We start from the raw sequence: 21,090 nt of genomic DNA, 5'->3' as shown, positions 1-21,090 counted from the left end.
GTCCCGTTCGCGGCGCGCCAGCCCCTCACAGGAGCCGTATCCATGTCATTGACCGCCATTTTCGATACCGATCGCGGCCCGATCCGCGTCGAGCTCGCCGCCGACAAGGCGCCGCTGACCGTTGCCAGCTTCGTCAACCTGGTCCGCCGCGGCTTCTACGACGGCCTCAATTTCCACCGCGTGATCGCCGACTTCATGGTCCAGGGCGGCTGCCCGCTGGGCACCGGCACCGGCGGCCCCGGCTACCGTTTCGAGGACGAGACCGACAACGGCCTGCCCCACGAGCGCGGAGTGCTGTCGATGGCCAACGCCGGCCCCGGCACCAACGGCAGCCAGTTCTTCATCACCCACGTGGCGTGCCCGTGGCTGGACGGCAAGCACACCGTGTTCGGCAAGGTGGTCGAGGGCCTGGAGGTCGTCGACAAGATCCAGCAGGGCGACGAGATCCGCACGGTGAAGATCGAGGGCGACATCGAGCCGGTGCTGGCGGCCAGGGCCGATCGCGTGGCCGACTGGAACAAGACGCTGGACGCGAACGCGCGCGCCTGAGCGTCCGCGGCGGACATTGTCGTTGAACGGAACCCCGGGCCGTCGGTCCGGGGTTTTTCGTGTCCGCGCGGCGCGATCCCGGTGGCCGCGGGGTGTGCCGCCGGGTGCCGCCGCGGGGCAGAGCGGCTGGCGTGTGCGTGATACCATCAGGGGGCTTTGTCCAGGCCGCCAGACGGCCTGCCTCCCCTCCGTCACAACCCACCTGAGAGGTCCCCCGCGATGCCCCAGCTCGCCAGCCGTATCGGCCGCGCCAAGCCCAGTGCGATCATGCAGATTGCCGAGAAGGCCAAGCGCCTGAAAGCCGAAGGCCGCGACATCATCAGCTTCTCGATCGGCGTGCCGAATTTCCTGCCCGGCGAGCACGTCTACGAGGCCGCCCGCAATGCGCTGTCCCACGACAGCGGCCAGTACGGCAGCAACCGCGGCGCCGACCCGATGATCGACGCCTTCATCGAGCACATGGGGAAGCTGGGACTGACCGGTTACGGCCGGGTCAACTGCGCCAGCGGCGTGGGCGCCAAGCACCTGCTCTACAACCTGGCCGAGGCCCTGCTCGACGAGGGCGACACGATCGTCTTCCCGACGCCGTACTGGACCAGCTATCTCGACATCGCCGAGATCGTCAACGCCAAGGTCGAGCTGCTGCCGTGCCCGCCCGAGCAGGACTACAAGCTGACCCCCGCGCAGCTGGAGGCGGCGCTGGCGAAGAAGCCGCGCGTGTTCCTGTTCAACAACCCGTCGAACCCGACCGGCATGGTCTATACCCGCGAGGAGATCGACGCGCTGGCCGAGGTGCTGGTGAAGTACCCGGATACCTGGGTGATCACCGACGACATCTACAACAAGATGGTGTTCGACGGTGTCGGCTACCACAACTTCGTGCATTCCAGGCCGGAACTGAAGGAGCGGGTGATCTTCGTCGACTCGCTGTCCAAGACCTACGGCATGCCGGGTTGGCGGGTCGGCTTCATGGCCGGCCCGGAAGCGGTCGCCAAGGCCGTGGTGACGCTGAACTCCAATCACATCACCAATATTCCCGAGGTCACCACCGCCGCGGCGGTGGCCGCGCTGTCGGGTCCGCAGGACGTGCCCGAGGCCCGCTGCGCCGAGTTCCAGGCCAAGCGCGACCAGGTCATGGCGGTGATGAACGGCATTCCCGGCGTGGTCTGCCCGCGGCCGCAGGGCGCGTTCTACGTGTTCCCGGACGTGAGCTGCAGCTTCGGCAAGACCCACGGTCCGAGCGGCAAGAAGATCGAGAACGACGTCGACTTCTGCAGCGTGCTGCTGGAGGCCAAGGGCGTCGCCTGCGTGCCGGGTTCGGCATTCGGCGAGCCGCGCGCGATGCGCATCAGCTACACCTGTCCGACGCCGCAGCTGGCACCGGGCATGGAGCGCATCCGCGAGTTCTTCGCCGAGCTCGCCTGAGCCGTCGATGTCTCCGCTCCGGCTGCTCGTCATCATCGCGGTCCTCGTCGGGGCCTGGAAACTCTGGCCCCGCGAAGCGGCCGCGCTGCATCCGGATGATCCGCGCAACGCCACCGGCGACGACCGCATCGTGATGCTCGCCGCCGAGTGGTGCGGGTACTGCCGCAAGCAGCAGAAGGCGTTCGAGCTGTCCGAGGTCCGTTATCGCGTGATCGACATCGACACCGAGGCCGGGCAACGCGCGATGCGGGCCCTGCGCGCGCGCGGCGTGCCGACCACGGTGGTCGGCCAGGACGTGGTCTACGGCTACGACACCGAAGGCCTGCAGCAGAAGCTCGAACCGCTGGGCTATCGCGACGTGTTCTGACGTCGGCGCGGCCCGCACGAACGATTCGCCACACCCCCAGTCAAACGCAAGGAACTACCGATGAAAACCCCCGTCCGCGTTGCCGTTACCGGTGCTGCCGGCCAGATCGGCTATTCGCTGCTGTTCCGCATCGCCTCCGGCGAGATGCTCGGCAAGGATCAGCCGGTGATCCTGCAGCTGCTCGAGCTGCCGATGGAGAAGGCCCAGGCCGCGCTCAAGGGCGTGATGATGGAGCTGGAGGACTGCGCGTTCCCGCTGCTGGCCGGCATGGTCGGTACCGACGACGCCGAGGTCGCGTTCAAGGACGCCGACATCGCCCTGCTGGTCGGCGCGCGTCCGCGCGGCCCGGGCATGGAGCGCAAGGACCTGCTGCTTGAGAACGCCAAGATCTTCACCGCCCAGGGCGCCGCGCTGAACAAGGTCGCCAGCCGCGACGTCAAGGTGCTGGTGGTCGGCAACCCGGCCAACACCAACGCCTACATCGCGATGAAGTCGGCCCCGGATCTGCCCGCGAGGAACTTCACCGCGATGCTGCGCCTGGATCACAACCGCGCGCTGAGCCAGCTGGCCGGCAAGGCCGGCGTCGCCGTCGGCGACATCGAGAAGATGGTCGTGTGGGGCAACCACAGCCCGACCATGTACCCGGACTACCGCTTCGCCACCGTCGGCGGCGAGTCGCTGAAGGACAAGATCGGCGACGCCGACTGGAACGCGAACACCTTCATCCCGCAGGTCGGCAAGCGCGGCGCCGCGATCATCGAGGCGCGCGGCCTGTCCTCGGCCGCCTCGGCCGCCAATGCCGCGATCGACCACATCCACGACTGGGTGCTGGGCACCGACGGCAAGTGGGTGACGATGGGCGTGCCGTCCGACGGCAGCTACGGCATTCCCGAAGGCGTGATCTACGGCGTGCCGGTGACCTGCGCGAACGGCGAGTACGTCCGCGTCACCGACCTGCCGGTCGACGAGTTCAGCCGCGCGGCGATGGACAAGACCCTCGCCGAGCTCGAGGAAGAGCGTGCCGGCGTCGCGCATCTGCTTTGACGATGGACTCCCGGCATCGGGATTTCCGGCGGGGCGGCTTCGGCCGCCCCGTCCTGTTTCGGGTCGCCGTATCCGGTGGTATCCGGTGCCCCACAAGCCGATGAGCGCCGACATCGTCGTCATCCACGCCGATGCCCACCTGCTGGTGATCGAGAAACCGGCCGGTCTGCTGTCGGTGCCGGGGCGGTTGCCGGAGAACCAGGACTGCGTGGTGTCGCGGTTGCAGGCGTCCTACCCGGATGCGTTGACCGTGCATCGCCTCGACCAGGTCACCAGCGGTCTGATGGTGTTCGCGCGGGGCAAGGACATGCAGCGGGCGCTGGCGAAGCAGTTCGAACGGCGCCAGGTATCCAAGCGCTATGTCGCGGTGGTCGAGGGCCGCGTCGAGGAGGCCGCGGGGGAGGTCGCGCTGCCGTTGATCTGCGACTGGCCGAACCGGCCCAAGCAGAAGGTCGATTTCGAGACCGGCAAGCCGGCACTCACCCGATGGCGGCGGCTGGGGCATGGTTCCCGAGCAGGCGGGCCGGATACCCGCGAGAGCGACACCAGCCGGCTCGAGCTGGAACCGGTCACCGGTCGCAGCCACCAGTTGCGCCTGCATCTGGCCAGCATCGGCCACCCGATCGTCGGCGACACGATGTACGGCGCGGCGGCGGCCGAGCGTGTGTGCCTGCATGCCAGCCGGCTGTCGTTCGCGCACCCGGCCAGCGGCGAGCCGGTGGCCTTCGACAGCGCCGCGCCGTTCTGAGACGCGTTCGCATGCCGCCGCGGTGGCATCGACCAAAGTCCGAATGAAGCCGTGCCGGCGGCGGCCTAGGCTAGGGGCATCGTTCTCCAAGGCTGCCGACATGCGCTACGAGGCGTTCCACCAGCGTTCGATCGACGATCCGGAAGGCTTCTGGGCGGAGCAGGCCCGGGCCATCGACTGGCACACGCCGCCGCAGAAGATCCTCGACTACCGCGATCCGCCGTTCCGGCGCTGGTTCTCCGGCGGCACCACCAATCTGTGCCACAACGCGGTCGACCGTCATCTCGATGCCCGTGGCGAACAGCTGGCGCTGGTGGCGATCTCCAGCGAGACCGGCGTTACCCGTGAGATCAGTTATCGCGAGCTGTTCGACGAGGTCAACGTGTTCGCTTCGATGCTCAAGTCGCTCGATGTCGGTCGCGGCGACCGGGTGGTGATCTACATGCCGAACATGGCCGAGGCGGTATTCGCGATGCTCGCCTGCGCGCGCATCGGCGCGGTGCACTCGGTGGTGTTCGGCGGTTTCGCCTCGCACAACCTGGCCCTGCGCATCGACGACGCGCGGCCGAAGCTGCTGATCTGCGCCGACGCCGGCATGCGCGGCGGCAAGGTGATCGCGTACAAGCCCCTGGTCGATGCCGCCTGCACCGAGGCGCAGCATCCGCCGCCGCACGTGCTGATGGTGTCGCGCGGACTGGACCCGGACGCGAGCCGGGTCGAGGGCCGCGATGTCGACTACGACGCACTGCGTGCCGCGCATGCCGGCGCACGCGTGGAGGTGGAATGGCTGGAATCGAACGAACCCAGCTATCTGCTGTATACCTCCGGCACCACCGGCAAGCCCAAGGGCGTGCAGCGCGACGTCGGCGGCTATGCGGTGGCGCTGGCGTTGTCGATGTGGTCGATCTACGACGTCCGTGCCGGCCAGGTGATGTTCTCCACCTCCGATGTCGGCTGGGCGGTCGGGCATTCCTACAACGTCTACGGGCCGCTGATCGTCGGCGCGACCTCGATCCTCTACGAGGGGCTGCCGACGAATCCCGATCCCGGTGTGTGGTGGTCGATCTGCGAGAAGTACGGTGTGCGCACGATGTTCTCCTCGCCGACCGGCATCCGCGTGTTGAAGAAGCAGGATGCGGCCTGGCTGAAGAAGCACGACCTGTCGCAGCTGCAATGGCTGTTCCTGGCCGGCGAGCCGCTGGACGAGCCGACCGCGCACTGGATCACCGACGGCATCGGCAAGACCATCATCGACAACTACTGGCAGACCGAGACCGGCTGGCCGGTGCTGTCGCTGATGCCGGGGCTGGACATGAAACCGGTCAAGTTCGGATCGCCGGGGCTGCCGGCGCCGGGCTATCGGCTGCGGGTGATCGACGACGTCAGTGGGGCCGATGTCGGTGCGGGCGAGAAGGGCGTGCTGGTGATCGAGCCACCGCTGCCGCCGGGCTGCCTGACCACGGTCTGGGGCGACGACGCGCGCTTCATGCAGAGCTATTTCAGCCATTTCAAGGAGCTGCTGTACAGCTCGCTGGACTGGGCGATCCGCGACGAGGACGGCTACACCTTCATCCTCGGCCGCACCGACGACGTGATCAACGTCGCCGGACACCGGCTCGGCACCCGCGAGATCGAGGAGTCCTGCTCGACCCATCCCAGCGTCGCCGAGGCGGCGGTGATCGGCGTCCACGACGCCTTGAAGGGGCAGGTGCCGGTGGTGTTCGCGACCCTGCGCGAGGGCGACGCCGCGGCCGCGGCCGAGGGCATGCGCGCGCGGGTGGTCGAGCAGCTCGGCGCGGTGGCGCGGCCGGCCCGGGTCTACGTGGTCGGCGCGTTGCCGAAGACCCGTTCCGGCAAGTTGTTGCGCCGCTCGCTGCAGGCCCTGGCCGAGCAGCGCGATCCGGGCGATCTGTCGACCCTGGACGACCCCGGAGCCCTGGATGAGGTGCGCCGGGCGCTGGAGCGGGGCGCGGATTCAGGCGGCTGAGCCGGGCGACTGAGCGGGACCGTCAGGGGGCGGGGCCGGACCGGCGACCGGGCCGGGTCGGATAGAATGGCGGACCCACGAGGAGATGCCATGACCAACGCACATTCCCGGGGCGCGCGTTTCCGCGCCGCCGTCTCCGAAGAGTCCCCGCTGCAGGTGATGGGCGCGATCACCGCCTACGCCGGCCTGATGGCCAAGCGGGTCGGCTACAAGGCGCTGTACCTGTCCGGAGGCGGCGTCGCCGCCAACTCGCTGGGCATGCCCGACCTGGGCATCAGCACCATGGAGGACGTGCTCACCGACGCGCGCCGCATCGTCGACGCCACCGACATGCCGTTGCTGGTCGACATCGACACCGGCTGGGGCGGCGCCTTCAACATCGCCCGCACGGTCCGGTCCTTCATCAACGTCGGCGTCGCCGCCGTGCACATGGAGGACCAGGTCGGGCAGAAGCGCTGCGGCCATCGTCCGGGCAAGGAAGTGGTGCCGAAGGCCGAGATGGTCGACCGGGTCAAGGCCGCGGTCGATGCGCGCACCGACGCCGGCTTCGTGATCATGGCGCGCACCGACGCCGCCGCTTCCGAGGGCATCGACAGCGCGATCGAGCGCGCGGTGGCCTACGTCGAAGCCGGCGCCGACATGATCTTCCCCGAGGCGATGAAGACGCTGGACGACTATCGCCGCTTCAAGGCCGCGGTGAAGGTGCCGATCCTGGCCAACCTGACCGAGTTCGGATCGACCCCGTTCTTCACCACCGAGGAGCTTGGCGAGGCCGGCGTCGACATCGCCCTGTACTGCTGCGGCGCCTACCGGGCGATGAACAAGGCGGCGCTGAACTTCTACGAGACCGTGCGTCGAGAGGGCACGCAGAAGAACATCATCGACACCTTGCAGACGCGGGCCGAGCTGTACGACTTCCTCGGCTATCACGCCTACGAGGACAAGCTCGACGCGCTGTTCGCCGACGGCAAGTCCTGAGCTTGAGGTTCTGAACTTGAGGCTCTGAACCCACGGCGCGAAGGTCGGCCGACGGAGCGAACAGACTCCCGCCTTGCGGGCCCCCTGCATCGATCTCCGCCGGCGCGTCCGTCCGCCCTCCGGCTGCGGCAGGCGCGTGGCGCAGCCGCAGCCGGTGCGACCCACCGGTCGCATCCAGGCCTGAGCGTTGTCATTCCGGGACAACGCCCGGGTCGACCCACACCGGCCAGCCGGCGATAGGGCGGAACACACCGTCCATCGGCCCGCAGGCCCTCCACCAGCTTCGCCAAGCAGGAGAACCACGATGACCAAGGCCGCGACTCCCGACACCGCCCAAGCGGCGGCTCCCAAGCCGAAGAAGTCCGTCGCCCTGAGCGGCACCGCCGCCGGCAACACCGCCCTGTGCACGGTCGGCCGCAGCGGCAACGACCTGCACTACCGCGGCTACGACATCCACGACCTGGCGACCCGGTCCAGCTTCGAGGAGGTTTCCCACCTGCTGGTCCACGGCGTGCTGCCGACGGTGTCGCAGTTGAACGCCTACAAGGCCAAGCTCAAGCGCCTGCGCGGCCTGCCCGCGATCGTCGCCGAGGCGCTGGAGCTGGTGCCGGCCAACGCGCATCCGATGGACGTGCTGCGCACCGGCTGCTCGGTGCTGGGCACGGTGCTGCCCGAGCGCGAAGGCCATCCGGCCAGCGAGGCGCGCGACATCGCCGACAAGCTGATCGCCAGCTTCGGTTCTATGCTGCTTTACTGGTGGCACTTCACCCGCAACGGTCGCCGCATCGACGTGGAGACCGACGACGACAGCGTCGCCGCGCACTTCCTGCACCTGCTGCACGGCGAACCGCCCAGCGCGCTGCAGGCCGAGTCGCTGGACAAGTCGCTGGTGCTCTACGCCGAGCATGAGTTCAACGCCTCGACCTTCACCGCGCGGGTGATCGCCGGCACCTGCTCGGACCTGCACTCGTGCATCACCGGCGCGATCGGCGCGCTGCGCGGGCCCAAGCACGGCGGCGCCAACGAAGTGGCGATGGACATCATCAGCCGCTACAACAGCGCCGACGAGGCCGAGGCCGACATCCGCGCGCGGATGGAGCGCAAGGAGATCATCATCGGCTTCGGCCACCCGGTCTACACGATCGGCGATCCGCGCAATCCGATCATCAAGGAGATCAGCCGCAAGCTGTGCGAGGACGGTGGCAACCAGACCCTGTTCGACGTGTCCGAGCGCATCGAGAACCTGATGATGGACACCAAGAAGATGTTCCCGAACCTCGACTGGTACAGCGCGTCCGCCTATCACATGATGGGCATCCCGACGCCGATGTTCACCCCGCTGTTCGTGATCGCCCGCACCACCGGCTGGAGCGCGCACGTGATCGAACAGCGCGAGGATGGCAAGATCATCCGGCCGAGTGCGAACTACACCGGTCCGGAGGATCGCGAGTACGTGGCGATCGACAAGCGCTGAGCGCGCACGGACGGTGACGGGGGCCCGGCATGCCGGGCCCTTTCTCGTTTGACGCTATTCGACTCGCGGAGCGATGGGATGTACGAGGACTGGCCGACCAACCTGATCATCGCCTGCACCACGATCGCCGTGGTCGGGATCGTGATCCTGCTGCACTACGAGATGCTGAGCCGGATCGTCGCCCACAACCGGCGCCACGCCGAGGGGGCCGGCCGTCGTCGCCTGGTCGCGGTATACCTGTGGCTGCTGTTGCTGCACGTGGTCGAGATCTGGGTGTTCGGCCTGGCCTACTACCTGCTGCTGAACCTCGCCGGGGTCGGCGAGGTCCATGGCATGCATCACGACAACCTGTTCGACACCGTGTACTTCTCGGCGATGGTCTACACCACCGTCGGCTTCGGCGACATGGTGCCGGTGGGGCCGATCCGGCTGCTGACCGGTACCGAGGCCCTGGTCGGCCTGATGCTGATCACCTGGTCGGCCTCGTTCACCTATCTGGAGATGACCCAGTACTGGAAGGACCGCGACCGCTGAGGGCGCGCCGGCTGCGGATTCGCCCCGGTGCGCGGCCAGCGGCGCGTGGACGGCTCAGGACAGGCCTTCGGCCTCCAGTGCCGCGCGCACCCCGGGATCGGCGTCCATCCGCTGCTTGAAGGCGGACAGGTTTTCGAGCCCGGACAGGTCGACCTTCAGGCCGCCGGCCCAGCGCAGGGTGATGTAGAAGTAGGGGTCGGCGAAGCTGCGGAAGCCGGCCAGCCAGTCGCGGTCCCGCAACTGCCGGTCGGCGCTCTCGAACAGCCCGCGCAGACGCTTGTGGGCGGCCTGGCGCACCGCGTCGTGGCCGTCGGCATCGACGCTGAACTGCGCGGGCGCGAACAGCGGCTTGAATGCCGGATGCAGGTCGGAGTTGACGAAGGCCAGCCAGCGGGCGGCCTCGGCGCGTTGGCGCGCGCTGCCGTCGCCGGCAAGGCCGGCCTCGGGGTGGGTGTCGGCGATATAGCCCATGATCGCGGCGTTCTGGGTCAGCACGAAATCGCCGTCGACGATCGCGGGTACCGCGCCGGCCGGATTGATCGCGAGAAAGGCCGGCGCCTTCATCGTGTTCTTGTCGAGGATCTCGACCTCGAACGGCTGCCCGGTCCAGTGCAGGGCGATGTGGCCGGCGGTCGAACAGGCACCAGGCTTGGTATAAAGCTTCATCGGGCGCTCCGCGGCGGAAACGAGAACGGGCCGGCTACTATCGCCGACCCGTCGATTGCCGCTCAATGCCCGCGGCGGAACGTTGCGTCGCGCCCGCGGCGCTTACGACTTCGGTCCGCGCGGCTTCAGCGTCTGCACCTTGAGGAAGGTATGGTCGCCGATCTGCGCGACCTGGTAGGCGTTGCGCCAGCTCGGGCTGGCGATCTTGTGGGCGAGGAAGTGGCTCGCGCCGGGCACGACCTCCTGGCGCTCGCCGGCCGGCAGCGCCCAGTTGCGCTCGGCCTCCAGGGCGACGGTGACCGCTTCGCCCCAGGCCTCGACATTGCTGAGGCGGGTGTTCGGCGAAACGATGGTCGGCGCGAACTGCTTGCGGGCGGTCACGACCTCGCAGACGCTGTCGCCCCACAGGCCGCTGTCGCGACGGCGCAGGGCGACCTCGGCGACCGCCTGCTGGCCGCGCACGGACTGGTCGCGGGCTTCCAGGTACAGCGTGGTGCTCAGGCAGAGCGAGTCGGCGGCGTTTGGCGGCAATACCGATGCCAGCCAGAGGATCCATGCCAGTTTCATGTGAACTCCAACTTCGTTGCGTCGACCGCACTCGGGCGTCCACCCCCTGCGGGGCGTTGACTCCTGGTACTGAACGACATGGCGTTGTTTCCGAGCGCGGCGATGGGACAACCGGGCAGGGTGCGGAAATCGCATTACTAAGGGCGGCGGCTCTGTGGCGCGCTTTGCCCCCGGACACCGGGCCGCAGAACGCGGGTCGGTGTGGGTGGCCGCAAGAGGGGCGGCAGCAAAAGTTGGCGCAAGGTAGCGGCGCTTTGATAAACGCTGCGTGAACAAGGGAGGCTTGACGGAGCCGTTGGAGTCGGGCTGGAAGTCGATCTTCTGTCGTCTATCTATATGTTTTTATTTGGTTTCATGTGGTCGGCGAGCACGTAGGGATTGCTGACTGAGCGTTCAGGAGGCGAGCCTCGAAGCGCAGGGAGTCGGTTGCCGAAGCGTCCTCAGGAGCGCCGGGAGGGGGGCTGCGAATCCACAGCATCACGGCAGGGCCCCGTAGGAGCGGCGTAAGCCGCGATGAAGCTTTCCCATGAACGCCCATCGCGGCTTACGCCGCTCCTACGGTATGAAGGCACGTGGCCCAGCCCCCTGAGTCAGGGGGCGATTCGCGCGTAGCGCGAATGGGGGTGTGGAAGCGCAACGGCGGGGCCCAAGGTTTGCGGAGCAAACTTTGGGGATTCCCGGGCGTAGCCCGGGAGTCGCCGGCTGCGCCTACAGCGAGGCGGCCAGCCGGCTGCCCTGGGCGATCGCGCGCTTGGCGTCGAGTTCGGCGGCGACGTCGGCACCACCGATCACGTGGGTCGCGATGCCGCGGCCCTCCAGCTCGGCGGCCAGCGGCTTGTACGGCTCCTGGCCGGCGCAGACCACCACCTGGTCCACCGGCAGCAACTGCTCGTCGCCGCCATCGACACGGATGCGCAGACCGCGGTCGTCTACGCCGAGGTATTCGACCCCGCCGAGCATCTGCACCCGGCGCGATTTCAGCGTCGCGCGGTGGATCCAGCCGGTGGTCTTGCCCAATCGCCTGCCGGGCTTGCCGGGGCTGCGTTGCAACAGCCAGACCTCGCGCGCGGGCGGCTGCGGACGCGCGTTGGCGAGGCCGCCGCGGTTGCCCTCGTAGCCGATGTCCACGCCCCATTCGGTGCGCCAGGCCTGGGCGTCGAGGCTTGGCGAGTGGCCGTGGTGGACGAGGAATTCGGCGACATCGAAGCCGATGCCGCCAGCACCGACGATGGCGACCCGCGGTCCGGCCTCGACTCGGCCGCTCAGCACGTCCAGGTAGCCGACGACCTTGGCGTGGTCGGCACCGGGGAAGTCGACCAAGCGCGGTTTGATACCGGTCGCCAGCACCACCGCATCGAAGTCGGCCAGTGCGTCGGCGTCGGCGCGGTTGCGCAGACGCAGGTCGACCCCGGTCTGCTCGATGCGGCGGCGGAAGTAGCGCAGCGTTTCGTGGAACTCCTCCTTGCCGGGGATGCGCTTGGCGAGGTTGAACTGGCCGCCGATCTCGTCGCCGCCGTCGAACAGGGTCACCGCGTGGCCGCGTTCGGCGGCGACCGTCGCGCAGGCCAGTCCGGCCGGGCCGGCGCCGACCACCGCGATGCGCCGCGGCGCGCGGGTGGCGGTGTAGTTCAGCTCGGTTTCGGCGCAGGCGCGCGGATTGACCAGGCAGCTGGCGCGCTTGTTCTCGAACACGTGGTCCAGGCAGGCCTGGTTGCAGGCGATGCAGGTGTTGATGTCGTCCGCGTGTCCGGCGCGCGCCTTGTTCACCCAGGCCGGATCGGCCAGCAGCGGCCGCGCCATCGACACCATGTCGGCGTCGCCGCGGGCGAGCACGGCTTCGGCGACGTCGGGCATGTTGATGCGGTTGGTGGTGATCAGCGGCACCGATACGTGCGGCTTCAGGCGCGCGGTGATACCGGTGAAGGCCGCGCGCGGCACCGAGGTGGCGATGGTCGGGATGCGCGCCTCGTGCCAGCCGATGCCGGTGTTGATCAGGGTCGCGCCGGCGGCTTCGATCGCCTGCGCCTGCTGCACCACCTCGTCCCAGGCCAGGCCGTCGTCGACCAGGTCCAGGAGCGACAGCCGGTAGACGATGATGAAATCCGGTCCGCAGGCTTCGCGGATCCGGCGCACGATCTCGACCGCGAAACGCATGCGGCGAGCGGCGTCGCCGCCCCAGCTGTCGTCGCGCTTGTTGGTGCGCGGCGCGGTGAACTGGTTCAGCAGATAACCTTCCGAGCCCATCACCTCGACGCCGTCGTAGCCGCCGTCGCGGGCGAGCTGGGCGGTGCGCACGAACGCCGCGATCTGGCGTTCGACGCCGCGCGCCGACAACGCGCGCGGGGTGAACGGATTGATCGGCGCCTTGATCTTCGATGGCGCCACCTGCAACGGGTGATAGCCGTAGCGCCCCGCGTGCAGGATCTGCAGGCAGACCCGGCTGCCGTGCTCGTGCACGGCGCGGGTGACCTGGCGGTGTTTGCCGACTTCCCATGGCCAGCGCAGGGTGCCGCCGAACGGTTTGAGCCAGCCGACCAGGTTCGGCGAGAAGCCGCCGGTCACGATCAGGCCGACGCCGCCGGCGGCGCGTTCGCCGAAGTAGCGGGCCAGCTTGGGGAAGTCGGCGCTCTTGTCTTCCAGGCCGGTGTGCATCGATCCCATCAGCACGCGGTTGGACAGGGTGCAGAAGCCCAGGTCCAGCGGTTCGAACAGGTGCGGGTAGAGCGGGTGCGGTGCGCTGTCCGCGGCGGGGTGATTGGCTGGCATGGCGATACGCTGGCGTACGGAAGCCCGCACGATGCCGTGAAAGCGTGCCGGCTTCAACTTTTCCGGCCCGGCACCGCCTGTTCAGGCGACACCGCCCACGCCAGGGGCGCGGGCGGTGTGGGCATGGCATCCGCTCATGGGCGATCAGGGGCTGTGTCGCGAGTCGCCCGGGACCTGCCGGGGGCGATTGCACGGATCTCCGGGCCGGGCACGAAACCTGCCGCACCGGGGGCCGGTCGACACTTGCGCCGATACCGGGACCGACATTCCCGCCGCAGCGGATGCCTATGCTTCGATGAGTCCGCGTTCGGCGAAGACTTCCCGGGCAGCGGTCGCGCCGTTCAAGGCGGCCGGGAAACCCGCGTAGACCGCCATCTGGATGATGACCTCGACGATCTCCTGCGATGTGCATCCCACGTTGAGCGCACCATGGATGTGCACCTTCAGTTGCGGCGCTGCGTTGCCCAGTGCGGTCAGCGCGGCAACGGTGGCGATCTCCCGCGACCTCAGGTCCAGCCCGGGGCGGCTGTAGACGTCCCCGAATGGAAATTCGATGGTGTAGCGGCCAAGGTCGGGGGCGATGTGTTTCAGGGACTCGATGACCCGCTCGCCCGCTTCGCCGTCGATTTCCCGTAGCTTCTCCCAGCCTCGCTCGAAGCGCTCGTCGTTGTCGATGCCCACGCTGTTGATGCCCATGTCTGTCTCCCGATGGATTGAAGTGCGGCCGGCGGGTGCGTATTGACCGCAGGCCACCGCGCCCAGCAGTCCTGCCGTGCGCAGCAAGCGCCGCCTGTCCCGAGAGTCGGGGGGTGTGCCCGGTTCCTTCACGTGTCCATGCTCCTGCCGGTGTGTTCGACGGGAGCTTGCGGGTTCGAGTCGGCTCTAAGTCAAGCGCGTTTCGCGCCCGTCCATCGCCGCCCGATAGAGCGCGATCTTCTCGCGGAGCCGGTCCAGGTGGCGCTGCTGTTCGGCGAGGCTTTGCTCCAGCGCAGAGGCATGTCGTTCGAGCAGGTCGTGCCGCTCCCTCAGGGTCGATGCGCCTTCGGCCCTGAGGTCGGCGTAGCGATGGATCTGCTCCAGTGGCATCCCGGTGTCCTTCAGCCTCTGCACGAAGCCGATCCAGGAGATGTCTTTCTCGGAGAAATCGCGGTGACCGTTGGCAAGGCGATGGACATCGCGCAACAACCCGATCTTTTCGTAGTAGCGGACGGTGTGCGGACTGATGCCCACCCGACTGGAAAACTCCTTGACGTTCACCGCGTGGTCTCCCGCTGCCGTACCCGGAGGTTGGAATGTAGCAGTGCGTCCGCCCCCGGGCTCGGCATCACGACGACGGCATCGCGACGACTGGCCTACCAACCGGCCACGACCAGCTTGCCGATCGTCGCGCCCGATTCGAGCCGGCGGTGCGCTTCGCGCAGGTTGGCGGCATTGATCGGCGACAGCGTGTCGCGCTGGACGCTCTTGAGCTCGCCCGCGTCGATCAGGGCGGCGACGCGGTCGAGCAGCTTGCCCTGCTCGTCCATGTCCGCGGTCTTCAGCAGCGGCCGCGCGAACATCATCTCCCAGTGGATGCCGATGCACTTGAGCTTGTAGGGGTCGCCGATCTTCAGCGGCGCGTCGGGCTCGACGATCAGGCCGACGTGGCCCTGCGGCGCCAGCAGCTCGCCGAGCACCTCCCAGTAGGCGACGGTGTCGGCCAGGTTGATCGCCGCGTCGACGCTCTCCAGGCCCAGTGCCTTGAGCTGCGGCGCCAGCGGTTGGCGATGGTTGATCACGTGATGCGCGCCCATCGCCTCGCACCAGGCGACGGTGTCCTCGCGCGAGGCGGTGGCGATCACGGTGAAGCCGGCGCGGCGCGCGAGCTGGATCGCGATCGAACCGACGCCGCCGGCGCCGGCGATCACCAGCAGGGTCTTGCCCTCGCCACCCTTCTCGCTGTCGTAGGGCATGCGATGGAACAGCAGCTCCCAGGCGGTGATCGCGACCAGCGGCAGCGCCGCCGCCTGGCCGTCGTCGAGCGAGCGCGGGGCATGGCCGACCACGCGCGAGTCGACCAGCTGCAGTTCGGCGTTGCTGCCGGGACGGCCGATGTCGCCGGCGTAGTAGACGCGGTCGCCGGGCTTGAAGCGCGAGACCGCGTCGCCGACCGCCTCGACGATGCCGCAGGCGTCGTAGCCGAGCACGCGCGGGTTGGCTTCGACGGTGGCCTTCGGCGAACGGACCTTGGTGTCGACCGGATTGACCGACACCGCGGCCACCCGCACCAGGATGTCGTGGCCGCTCGGCGCCGGCGGCGCGGGCAGGTCGACATCCTGCAATGACTGAGGGTCGTCGATCGGCAGGTAGCGGGTCAGGGCGATGGCTTTCATATGGGTGGTTCCTTCGGTGGCGGCGGCAGTCCGCGAGCGGAATGCATGAATCGCGGCGGACTGGCGATAGGGAGTGTCGGTTGGGGGGCGTGCCGGCGGGTCAGCGGTCGCCGAGCAGGGCCTGCAGGTCGATCGCATCGGCCATCGCACGGTAGCCGGTGTCGCCCGGGTGCAGGTGGTCGCCGGAGTCGTAGGCGGGGCGCATCCGCGAGGGTTGCGCCGGGTCGCGGACGATGGCGTCGAAGTCGACGACCGCGTCGAACTCGCCGCTGTCGCGGATCCAGGCGTTGACCTGTTGACGGATGCGCTCCTTGTCGACGTTGTAATAGCCGCGCATCGGCGTCGCATCCAGTGCGCCGGCAAACGGGGTCAGGGTCGCGCCGACGATGCGCACGCCGCGCGCGCGGGCGCGGGCGATCAGCTGGCGATAGCCTGCGATCAGCGCGGGTGCGGCGGTGGGGGCGTCGTCGACCGCCAGCGGCGTGCCATCCCAGCCGATGTCGTTGATGCCCATCAGCACGATCACGCTGGCGACGCCGGGCTGGGCGAGCACGTCGTGCTCGAAGCGTGCCAGCGCGTTCTGGCCCATGCGGTCGCTGAGCACGCGCGCGCCGGAAATGCCGGCGTTGAGCACGGCGATGCCGTCACCGGCCAGACGCTCGGCGAGCGCGTCCGGCCAGCGTGCGTTGGCGTCGATGCTGGCCATGTTGCCGTCGGTGATCGAGTCGCCGAACGCGACCACGCTGCGCGTGCCGGAAGCGGCCTCGACCTCGATCGCGGACAGGAACACCCGCGTGGTGAGGGTCGCATCGGCTTCCATCGAGATCGCACCGGTCTGGTCGCCGGCCCCGACATGAGCGGTCTGGCGCGCGTCCCAATGGAAGGTCGACGGCGGCGTGGGCTCGGGCAGGTACAGGCTGACCGCGACCTGCGACAGCGCGGCGACGTCGAGGTCGACCGGGTCGCTGAGCATCGGCGCGCCGGGCGGGATGACCACCTCGCGCTCGCCGCCGAAGCTCAGCACGCGGTCGCTGCCGGCGACGATCGCGCCGTCTTCGCCGGCCAGGGCCAGATGCGCGGCGCCGATCCGCAGCGGACGGTCGCCGTAGCGGTTCGACACCTGCACGCGCACGCGTTCGCCGCCGATGCTGACCCGCGCGACCTGGCGCACGGTCTGGTTCCAGAACTGGAACGGCAGGTTCGTCGGCAGTGCGAACTCGCCGTCCCAGCGCGGTTGTGGACTGGCGGTCCAGGTCGCGGTCCAGCTCGGTGTTGCCGGCGTGGCTGCCTGCAACGGCAGGGCGATCGCCAGCAGCAGGGCGGCGACGGGAGCGGCCAGGCGCAGGCGCCAGGTGGGGGTGGGGCTGGACATGTCGAGTCGATCTCCGTTCGAGGGAAGGTGCGCGGCGGTTTCGTGGCGGCGTGGTGGGAAGCGCTGTCAGGCCCGTCCCGGCACGCAATCGGCGGGGAGCGCGGCGCGGCTGCGCGCGGTGCTTTCCAGGCGCACGCTCCAGCCCGCCATCGCCAGTCCGGCCAGGGTCACCAGGGCGGCGACCCAGGTCACCGAAGCCAGTCCCGGACCGTGTTCGATCACCGCGCCGCCGAGCCAGGCGCCGGTGGCGTTGCCGAGATTGAACGCGGCGATGTTGAAGCTTGAGGCGAGGTTCTGGCCGGCGCCCTCGGCGAAGCGCAACACCCGCAGTTGCAGCGGCGACACCGTCGCGAACGCGGCGACTCCGAGCAGGCCGACGAAGACGGTCATCGCGGTCGGCGAGCGCAGCGCGAAGCTCATCGCACCCAGCACCAGCGCCAAGGCCAGCAGGCTGCCGAGCAGGGCCGGGGTCGGTCGGCGGTCGGCCCAGCGTCCGCCGAGCAGGTTGCCGACGACCATGCCGCCGCCGAACACCAGCAGCACCGGCGACACCGCCGCCTCCGGCATGCCGGTCAGCCGGGTCAGCATCGGTTGGATGTAGGTGATCACCGTGAACACCCCGGCGAAGCCGAGCATGGTCATTGCCAGTCCGATCAACACCTGCGGACGCGCCATCGTCGCCAGCTCCTCGCGCAGCGGCACCGTGGCGGACTCGCCGCGGCTTCGCGGTACCCACAGTGCGATCACCAGCAGCGAGACCAGACCGACCGCGACCATCGCCCAGAACGTCGCGCGCCAGCCCAGTTGCAGGCCCAGCCAGGCGCCCGCCGGCATTCCCAGCAGGGTCGCCAGGGTCAGCCCGGCGAACATGATCGATATCGCCGAGGCGCGCCGCTCGGCCGGTACCAGTCCGGTCGCGACCACCGCGCCGACTCCGAAGAAGGTGCCGTGGGTCAGCGAGGTCAGCACCCGCGCCGCCATCAGGCTGGCGTAGTCCGGCGCCAGCGCGCAGGCGGCATTGCCGACGGTGTAGATCACCATCAGCGACAGCAGCACCGCCTTGCGCGGCATCCGCCGGGTGGCCAGGGTCAGCAGCGGTGCGCCGACGAACACGCCCAGCGCATACCCCGACACCAGCAGGCCGGCGGCGGCGATCGAGACCTGCAGGTCGGCGGCGACCTGCAGCAGCAGGCCCATGATCACGAATTCGGCGCAGCCGATGCCGAACGAACCGGCGGTCAGCGCGTACAACGCGATCGGCATGCGTTCGCGGCGGGAAGGGGCGGTGGGGGCGGCGGTCGGCATGGCGGCGGATCCGGAAAGGAGTCGCCAGCCTAGGGAGTTGCATATTATTCTGAAATGGCCATTATCGATAATTACTTTCAAGCATTGGTTGATAATGGACCGTGTCGATGACATCCAGCTGTTCCTGCGGGTGCTCGATCTGGGGTCGATCAGCGCCGCCGCGCGCAGCCTGGACCTGTCGGTCGCCGTCGCCAGCCAACGCCTGAAGCGGTTGGAGCGCGAACTCGGCGTGCGGCTGCTCCATCGCACCACCCGCCGCCTGCATCCGACCCCGGAGGGGCAGGAGCTTGCCGAGCGCGGGCGCGCCCTGGTCGAGGATCTGGAGGCGTTGACCAGCGGCCTGCGCCAGGGCGGCACCGAGGTCGCCGGCATGCTGCGGGTGACCGCATCGGCCTCGTTCGGGCGCCAGTACCTGTCGCCGTTGCTGGCCGAGTTCATGGCCCTGCACCCGCGGGTGACGCTGAGCCTGAACCTGACCGACGAGGTCGTCGACCTGGTCAGCGCCGGCTTCGACCTCGCGATCCGGATCGGCCAGCTCGAGGACTCGCGGCTGGTCGCGCGCAGGCTGACCGACAATATCCGCCTGCTGTGCGCGTCGCCGGAGTATCTGCGCCGACGCGGCACACCGCGCACGCCGGCCGAGCTGGCCGGGCACGATTGCCTGCTGCTGGTCGGCCGCCAGGGACGCCAGGACGTCTGGCGGCTGAGGGACGCGGGCGGCGACGAGATCGCGGTGCGGGTCCGCGGCCGCTTCGAATCCAATTTCGGCGAGGCCCTGCGCGACGCCGCGGTCGCCGGTCTCGGCATCGCCCTGCATTCGACCTGGCACGTGCATGAGGACCTGTGTGCCGGCCGCCTGGTCCGGGTGATGCCGCAGTTCGGCAACGACGACGGCGGCATCCATGCAGTGATGCCGCAGCGGCGGTTGGTGCCGCCGCGGGTCCGTGCCTTCGTCGACTTCCTGCTCGAACGCCTCGGTCGCGAGCCGCCGTGGGAGCGCGAGCCGGTCTGCGCCGACGGTCAGGTAAACGCGTAGGCGTCCAGCGCCAGCGAGCCGTACTCCTGCGAGGCGTGCAGGGGCTGTGGCGTCGGCGACGGGCCGGCGGCACCGAGGGCGACGAACAACGGCATCAGATGTTCGACGGTCGGATGCGCACGCTGCGCATGCGGCGCTCGCGACTGCCAGTCCAGCAGCGCCGGCCAGTCGCGTGCCCGCAGCCGCTCGCGCATCCAGTCGCCGAACTCACGCGCCCACCCCGGCGACGGCGCATCGACGCGGGCGAAATCCAGGTCGCCGAGATTGTGGATGAAGCCGCCGGAGCCGATCGTCAGCACGCCCTCCTCGCGCAGCGGGGCCAGCGCTCGACCCAGCGCCAGGTGGGTGGCGGCGCCGGCATGCGGCATCACCGACAGCGGTATCACCGGAATGTCGGCATCGGGAAACATCCGCCGCAGCGGCACCCAGACGCCATGATCGAGTCCATGCGCGGGTCGCAGGCGCGCCGGCAATCCGGCACCGGCGATCAGACCGGTGATCCGCTCGGCCAGCGCCGGCTCGCCGCGGGCGGGGTAGTCGATCGCGTACAGCGGCTCGGGGAAGCCGTTGAAGTCGTGCACGGTGCGCGGTCGCGGATCGCCGCCGACCAGCGGCTGCATCGACATGAAGTGCGCCGACGCGACCACGATCGCCGACGGCCGCGGCAAGGTGTCGGCCAGGCCATCGAGGAAGCGGCCGGCGGGCGAGTCCTGCACCGCCAGCAACGGCGAACCGTGCGACAGGAACAACGTGGGCAGCGGCCGGGTGGGCGGCGACGGCGGAGCGGGGCGATGACTGTTCATGCCGCAAGCTTGCGGCCGCGGTCGGGCGCGACCAAGCGTCATGCCGGCATCGTGCTGTTCCAGCCATGCAATGGTGGGCGCTACGGACGACGGCACAGAAGATGTCGAACGGGCGTCACGAGATGACTTTTGGGTGCTTCCACTCGATTCCGGAGCACGCCGCCAGAGCTGTCTGAACCCCTGTTAAGTTTCGGGCTTTCGAGCTTGCCAATGTTAGATACGCGTTAACATCGCTTTCACGATGACGCGCCTACCCTGCGCTCCGATGGCGTCCGAACATGGGTGACCGTCCAGACGGTATGGATCCTCGCAGACGCGTGTTTCCACTATTTATTTAGAACCAAGGAGCAACAGATGAATAAGAAACTCCTCTGCGCCGCCCTGCTGGGTGGTCTGGGACTTGCCCAGGCGGCCAATGCGCAGGACTTCGATGACCGCTGGTACATCACCGGTGCCGCCGGTTTCAACCTCCAGGACAGCGACCGCGAGACGCGCAATGCGCCGTTCGTCAGCCTGGGCCTGGGCAAGTTCATCACGCCGAACTGGTCGATCGACGGCGAGCTGAACTACCAGAACCCGAACTGGGACGCGAACCAGAATCTGAACTGGAGCCAGTACGGCATCTCGTTCGACGCCCGCCGCCACTTCATCCAGGAAGGCCGCGACTGGAACCCGTACCTGCTGATGGGTCTGGGCTACCAGCGCGAGGAGATCGAGACCGACAACTTCCCGAACCCGAACTCTCCGTATGAAGAGGAAGAGGGTGCGGCGGCGATCAAGCTCGGCGGCGGTATCCAGGGCGACATGGGCCGCGTGAAGATGCGTGCCGAGCTGGCCTACCGTGCGGTCGGCATCGACGGTACCCGCGCCCAGCTGGTCAACGACGACCCGTTCCCGGAGAACAACGACGGTGAAGACTGGTTCGGCGACATCCTCGCCTCGGTCGGCGTGGTGATCCCGCTGGGTCCGGAGCCGTCCGCTCCGGTCGCTCCGGCGCCGGCTCCGGTCCCGAGCTGCGCGGACCTGGACGACGACGGCGACGGCGTCAACAACTGCGACGACAAGTGCCCGGGTTCGCAGGCCGGCCAGACCATCGG

20 protein-coding genes are annotated in these 21,090 nt (G+C 68.8%); 11 read left to right on the top strand and 9 right to left on the bottom strand.

The features are described from left to right. Window positions 1-42: 42 nt before the first annotated feature. The 9 genes from FKV24_RS15830 (at window position 43) to FKV24_RS15790 (ending at window position 9,106) form a co-directional block, all read left to right on the top strand. Complete coding sequence (locus tag FKV24_RS15830) at window positions 43-549, top strand: peptidylprolyl isomerase (RefSeq protein ID WP_111267049.1); 507 nt, start codon at window positions 43-45, stop codon at window positions 547-549. 219 nt (window positions 550-768) lie between these two features. After that, complete coding sequence (locus FKV24_RS15825; protein WP_111267048.1) at window positions 769-1,974, top strand: pyridoxal phosphate-dependent aminotransferase; 1,206 nt, start codon at window positions 769-771, stop codon at window positions 1,972-1,974. A gap of 7 nt (window positions 1,975-1,981) precedes the next feature. Further along, complete coding sequence (locus tag FKV24_RS15820; RefSeq protein ID WP_111267047.1) at window positions 1,982-2,341, top strand: glutaredoxin domain-containing protein; 360 nt, start codon at window positions 1,982-1,984, stop codon at window positions 2,339-2,341. 60 nt (window positions 2,342-2,401) lie between these two features. Then, window positions 2,402-3,385, top strand: coding sequence for a malate dehydrogenase (locus FKV24_RS15815; RefSeq protein ID WP_141483072.1), 984 nt, complete (start codon window positions 2,402-2,404; stop codon window positions 3,383-3,385). A gap of 85 nt (window positions 3,386-3,470) precedes the next feature. Next, window positions 3,471-4,133, top strand: coding sequence for an RluA family pseudouridine synthase (locus tag FKV24_RS15810; protein WP_425481663.1), 663 nt, complete (start codon window positions 3,471-3,473; stop codon window positions 4,131-4,133). Between the two features lie 100 nt (window positions 4,134-4,233). After that, window positions 4,234-6,120: a propionate--CoA ligase gene (gene prpE, locus FKV24_RS15805; protein WP_141483071.1), complete on the top strand. Its 1,887-nt coding sequence runs from the start codon at window positions 4,234-4,236 to the stop codon at window positions 6,118-6,120. Between the two features lie 90 nt (window positions 6,121-6,210). Beyond that, window positions 6,211-7,098, top strand: coding sequence for a methylisocitrate lyase (prpB, locus tag FKV24_RS15800; protein WP_111267044.1), 888 nt, complete (start codon window positions 6,211-6,213; stop codon window positions 7,096-7,098). Between the two features lie 304 nt (window positions 7,099-7,402). Next, window positions 7,403-8,572, top strand: a complete 1,170-nt coding sequence (prpC, locus tag FKV24_RS15795; protein ID WP_141483070.1) for a bifunctional 2-methylcitrate synthase/citrate synthase — start codon at window positions 7,403-7,405, stop codon at window positions 8,570-8,572. Window positions 8,573-8,650: 78 nt separating this feature from the next. Further along, window positions 8,651-9,106: a potassium channel family protein gene (locus FKV24_RS15790; protein ID WP_111267042.1), complete on the top strand. Its 456-nt coding sequence runs from the start codon at window positions 8,651-8,653 to the stop codon at window positions 9,104-9,106. Window positions 9,107-9,160: 54 nt separating this feature from the next. On the opposite strand, the gene FKV24_RS15785 is transcribed toward FKV24_RS15790, so the two are convergent. The 8 genes from FKV24_RS15785 to FKV24_RS15750 form a co-directional block, all read right to left on the bottom strand. Further along, entirely contained in the window at window positions 9,161-9,772 is a 612-nt protein-coding gene (locus FKV24_RS15785) for a glutathione S-transferase family protein (protein WP_141483069.1), read from the bottom strand. 102 nt (window positions 9,773-9,874) lie between these two features. Then, window positions 9,875-10,339, bottom strand: a complete 465-nt coding sequence (locus FKV24_RS15780; protein WP_111267040.1) for a cell wall hydrolase — start codon at window positions 10,337-10,339, stop codon at window positions 9,875-9,877. 708 nt (window positions 10,340-11,047) lie between these two features. After that, window positions 11,048-13,105, bottom strand: coding sequence for an NADPH-dependent 2,4-dienoyl-CoA reductase (locus FKV24_RS15775; RefSeq protein ID WP_111267039.1), 2,058 nt, complete (start codon window positions 13,103-13,105; stop codon window positions 11,048-11,050). Window positions 13,106-13,390: 285 nt separating this feature from the next. Then, window positions 13,391-13,801: a carboxymuconolactone decarboxylase family protein gene (locus FKV24_RS15770; RefSeq protein ID WP_141483068.1), complete on the bottom strand. Its 411-nt coding sequence runs from the start codon at window positions 13,799-13,801 to the stop codon at window positions 13,391-13,393. A 186-nt stretch (window positions 13,802-13,987) separates the two neighbouring features. Next, a complete protein-coding gene (locus FKV24_RS15765; protein ID WP_111267037.1) occupies window positions 13,988-14,362 on the bottom strand; it encodes a MerR family transcriptional regulator in 375 nt (124 codons plus the stop codon). Window positions 14,363-14,457: 95 nt separating this feature from the next. Beyond that, window positions 14,458-15,477, bottom strand: a complete 1,020-nt coding sequence (locus FKV24_RS15760; protein WP_111267036.1) for a zinc-binding alcohol dehydrogenase family protein — start codon at window positions 15,475-15,477, stop codon at window positions 14,458-14,460. Window positions 15,478-15,577: 100 nt separating this feature from the next. Beyond that, complete coding sequence (locus FKV24_RS15755; protein WP_141483067.1) at window positions 15,578-16,849, bottom strand: SGNH/GDSL hydrolase family protein; 1,272 nt, start codon at window positions 16,847-16,849, stop codon at window positions 15,578-15,580. A gap of 66 nt (window positions 16,850-16,915) precedes the next feature. Beyond that, window positions 16,916-18,154: an MFS transporter gene (locus FKV24_RS15750; protein WP_211371893.1), complete on the bottom strand. Its 1,239-nt coding sequence runs from the start codon at window positions 18,152-18,154 to the stop codon at window positions 16,916-16,918. Window positions 18,155-18,248: 94 nt separating this feature from the next. On the opposite strand from FKV24_RS15750, the gene FKV24_RS15745 reads away from it, so the two are divergent. Continuing rightward, entirely contained in the window at window positions 18,249-19,190 is a 942-nt protein-coding gene (locus FKV24_RS15745; protein ID WP_141483066.1) for a LysR family transcriptional regulator, read from the top strand. Here FKV24_RS15745 and FKV24_RS15740 read toward each other — a convergent pair. Continuing rightward, window positions 19,175-19,993 (bottom strand): DODA-type extradiol aromatic ring-opening family dioxygenase, encoded by an 819-nt coding sequence (locus FKV24_RS15740; RefSeq protein ID WP_141483065.1) that lies wholly within the window; start codon window positions 19,991-19,993, stop codon window positions 19,175-19,177. The genes FKV24_RS15745 and FKV24_RS15740 overlap by 16 nt on opposite strands. A 354-nt stretch (window positions 19,994-20,347) precedes the next feature. Between FKV24_RS15740 and FKV24_RS15735 the strand changes: the two genes are divergently transcribed. Further along, a partial coding sequence (locus FKV24_RS15735) for an outer membrane beta-barrel protein (protein ID WP_141483064.1) occupies window positions 20,348-21,090 on the top strand: 743 nt, incomplete at its 3' end.

This window comes from Marilutibacter maris (genome assembly GCF_006546735.2).
Lineage (GTDB): Bacteria > Pseudomonadota > Gammaproteobacteria > Xanthomonadales > Xanthomonadaceae > Marilutibacter > Marilutibacter maris.
Note: the sequence above shows the minus strand (reverse complement) of the source record. Positions and strands in the feature narration are given on the sequence as shown.

Coding starts and splice junctions, on each gene's coding strand:
- FKV24_RS15830 (WP_111267049.1), top strand. CDS start 43: ATGTCATTGACCGCCATTTTCGATACCGATCGCGGCCCGATCCGCGTC.
- FKV24_RS15825 (WP_111267048.1), top strand. CDS start 769: ATGCCCCAGCTCGCCAGCCGTATCGGCCGCGCCAAGCCCAGTGCGATC.
- FKV24_RS15820 (WP_111267047.1), top strand. CDS start 1,982: ATGTCTCCGCTCCGGCTGCTCGTCATCATCGCGGTCCTCGTCGGGGCC.
- FKV24_RS15815 (WP_141483072.1), top strand. CDS start 2,402: ATGAAAACCCCCGTCCGCGTTGCCGTTACCGGTGCTGCCGGCCAGATC.
- prpE (WP_141483071.1), top strand. CDS start 4,234: ATGCGCTACGAGGCGTTCCACCAGCGTTCGATCGACGATCCGGAAGGC.
- prpB (WP_111267044.1), top strand. CDS start 6,211: ATGACCAACGCACATTCCCGGGGCGCGCGTTTCCGCGCCGCCGTCTCC.
- prpC (WP_141483070.1), top strand. CDS start 7,403: ATGACCAAGGCCGCGACTCCCGACACCGCCCAAGCGGCGGCTCCCAAG.
- FKV24_RS15790 (WP_111267042.1), top strand. CDS start 8,651: ATGTACGAGGACTGGCCGACCAACCTGATCATCGCCTGCACCACGATC.
- FKV24_RS15785 (WP_141483069.1), bottom strand. CDS start 9,772: ATGAAGCTTTATACCAAGCCTGGTGCCTGTTCGACCGCCGGCCACATC.
- FKV24_RS15780 (WP_111267040.1), bottom strand. CDS start 10,339: ATGAAACTGGCATGGATCCTCTGGCTGGCATCGGTATTGCCGCCAAAC.
- FKV24_RS15775 (WP_111267039.1), bottom strand. CDS start 13,105: ATGCCAGCCAATCACCCCGCCGCGGACAGCGCACCGCACCCGCTCTAC.
- FKV24_RS15770 (WP_141483068.1), bottom strand. CDS start 13,801: ATGGGCATCAACAGCGTGGGCATCGACAACGACGAGCGCTTCGAGCGA.
- FKV24_RS15760 (WP_111267036.1), bottom strand. CDS start 15,477: ATGAAAGCCATCGCCCTGACCCGCTACCTGCCGATCGACGACCCTCAG.
- FKV24_RS15755 (WP_141483067.1), bottom strand. CDS start 16,849: ATGTCCAGCCCCACCCCCACCTGGCGCCTGCGCCTGGCCGCTCCCGTC.
- FKV24_RS15750 (WP_211371893.1), bottom strand. CDS start 18,154: ATGCCGACCGCCGCCCCCACCGCCCCTTCCCGCCGCGAACGCATGCCG.
- FKV24_RS15745 (WP_141483066.1), top strand. CDS start 18,249: ATGGACCGTGTCGATGACATCCAGCTGTTCCTGCGGGTGCTCGATCTG.
- FKV24_RS15740 (WP_141483065.1), bottom strand. CDS start 19,993: ATGAACAGTCATCGCCCCGCTCCGCCGTCGCCGCCCACCCGGCCGCTG.